Genomic DNA, 2,582 nt, shown 5'->3' on the forward strand with positions numbered 1-2,582 from the left:
CCCTTGCCAGCCACCGCTGCGCTGACATTGCCGTCGACGATCATGTAGGGCAGGTACACGCCCACCACGTTTTCCGGGGTGAACTGTTCCTTGAACGCCTTGAGCGCGAACATCCGGCGCTTGTCGACGAACTGGCGGATGCGCGCGACCGCATCCTCCTTCTTGATATGGAACGGCAGCACGGCGTCGGGCACCGCGCCGTTGGCGATCTGTTCGTTCACGCCGAACACATGCCGGCACCAGTGGCAGCGCGCCGTCATCGTGCTTTCGGTGTTGACCGTGACTTCGGCGCCGCAACCGGTGCACTTGAAGGTCATCAGCGCCGAGGTGTCGGCATCGATATCGCGTGCGCCCGATGCGATGACGGTGCCACGCAACTGGTCGATGGCTTCACCCAGCCCGAATTCCTCCTCCACCCGCGCGCCATGCCATTCGTGACGGCAGTACAGGCAGACCAGGATGTCGGTGCCCAGTTTGGGCCTGATGTCGGTGGCGCCGCACTTGGGGCAGCGGTTGAGGCCGTCTTTCAGTTCGGCCGCAGCGGTGTCGATGGCGACCGGGTCGGGCGCCTCGACTTCGTTGCGGATGGCCTCAGGCAGCTTGGAGGTATCCAGCGGGAAGCTGCCGGGCAGGGGAGGAACATCCTGCGGCGAACCGGGGCCGTCCAGCACCGCCGCCGGCAGGGGCGGGGGTGCTGAAGCGGATCGGGGCAGCGGCGGAGGCGTGTTTCTGGGATCGGACATGGTGGTTGCGCGTCCTGCGTCTTCTTACAGTCCCAGCGCCTTGGCCTTCAGCGCGTCGTAGTCGGTCTGGGTGATCAGGCCCAGGTCGAGCATTTCCTTGGCCTTCTTCAGCTTGGCTACCGGGTCGTCGGCGGCAGGGGCGACCGGGGTTGCCGGCTGCTGCAGATTGCCCGCGCCGAACATGCCCGAYGCCATKCCCACGCCGACAAGSCCGGCGGCACCGCCGTTCTCACCGGCGGACTGGATGCCCTGGGCGACGCTGGCCTGCAGGTTGGAATTGCCACGCGAGCCGGACAGCGCATCGGCGCGCTGCACGGTCTTCAGCAGTTCGCGGGTGTTGGCGTCGTACTCGATCGAGACGATGGCGGTCTTGACGATGGCCAGGCCACGATCGGACTTCCACTGGTAGCCCTGTTCGACGGCGGCCGACAGGCTCTGCGCAAAGCCCAGCGAATCCTGCTGCAGCTTGGTGATGCGGTTGCCCTTGCCCGGATCGTTGGTGTACAGGCTGAACGCCGGCGCCAGCGAACCCACCACTTCATTGAACAGCTGGCTGGCAGCAGCATTGTCCAGGTCGGTGAAGTCGAACACCTGGCCCGGCCGCAGGTAGCTGGCCGGCACGAAGTTCTTCACGAACAGGATCGGGTCCACGATCTTCAGCGTGTACGAACCACGAGTGACCGCGCCGACCTGGGTGTTGAGGAAACCGTCGTCCCAGTAGATTTCCGACTGGGTGCCGAAGCGGTTGTCCGGCAGTTCCTTCAGCGAAACGAAGAAGGCAGCCTGCTGCGAGCCCGGCTGGCCGCCGAACTTGAAGCGCTCCCAGCTCTGCTTGATGAAGGTGCTGACCAGGCCGTCGCCGGCGAAGATCGACTGCGAGTTCAGATCGTCCGAGCGCCACTCGTAGCCACCCGGCTCGGCCACGAAGGCAGTGATCGCGCCATCCTGGAACAGCAGCAGGCCGTAGCCCTCGGGCACGACGATCTTCGAACCGTTGCTGATGATGTTGGAGGAGCCGCTGGTGTTCGAACCGCGCCCGGCATTGGTGCCCTGCGGCACCGCCGCGAACAGGGCTGCCGTGGACGGCAGGCCGGTCGGCACGGTGTAGAAGTCCTTCCACTGGTCGGCCAGCACACCGCCGACTGCACCCTTCACCGCTTGTACCAGACCCATGACCCACTCCCTGTAGTTGCCGGACAGGCACCACGCCTGTCGTGCTCGGCTGACTATAGAGGAGGCAGGCTGCATGCGGCTAGCGGCTGGGTGGACCCCCATTCATCTCGCGTCACTGGCCAGGGTGCGGTTGATCAGGTCTGGCCGATCAGCGGCACCCGTTCCGGAGCCCATCGCCGCAATGCGACAGTCCAGCCTGGGCACGGCCCCGCAGCGACTCAAGCCTGCACAGTGCTGGCAACCCGGGGTTCCGGAGCCGGTGCCGATGATTGCTCCATCACACATTCAAGGCCTGAAGCATCTGTGTCCAGCAGGCAGGTGGCGAACAGCAGGAAGCGATACGCATCGGTGAAATTCGATCCCAGCCCGAACGAAATCCTGACCGCACCGCAATCACCCTTCTCCAGGATCTTCTCGTCGAATGTGGTGCAGTCGAGAATCTTCCCGGTCTTGTCCAGTTCACAGTGCTCGGCGCCTGCGGTCGCGTAGGTCGCCTGCTGGACGGCGCCCAGGTTGCAGAAGCAGCCATTGCGCAGGGTGATGCCGAACCGATCTGCGGCGCGCTTGATGCGGGCGTGCGGCAGGATGGAGCCATAGCAGTCGAAGAAGTTCAGCATCAGCGTCGCGCCCCGCTGCGCAGCGGGCGGGCCATAGATCTGGCACAGC

The 2,582-nt window shown here is 65.1% G+C and carries 1 protein-coding gene and 2 pseudogenes; all 3 read right to left on the minus strand.

The annotated features are described in order from the left end of the window. Positions 1 to 743 (minus strand): annotated as a pseudogene (locus AB4Y84_RS18955) (TFIIB-type zinc ribbon-containing protein); the annotation flags it as partial. Between the two features lie 24 nt (positions 744 to 767). Further along, complete coding sequence (locus AB4Y84_RS18960; RefSeq protein WP_442243623.1) at positions 768 to 1,916, minus strand: SPFH domain-containing protein; 1,149 nt, start codon at positions 1,914 to 1,916, stop codon at positions 768 to 770. Positions 1,917 to 2,134: 218 nt separating this feature from the next. Then, positions 2,135 to 2,582 (minus strand): annotated as a pseudogene (locus tag AB4Y84_RS18965) (aminotransferase class V-fold PLP-dependent enzyme); the annotation flags it as partial.

Origin of the sequence: Stenotrophomonas sp. 2YAF22 (genome assembly GCF_052114665.1) — a bacterium.
Lineage (GTDB): Bacteria > Pseudomonadota > Gammaproteobacteria > Xanthomonadales > Xanthomonadaceae > Stenotrophomonas > Stenotrophomonas indicatrix.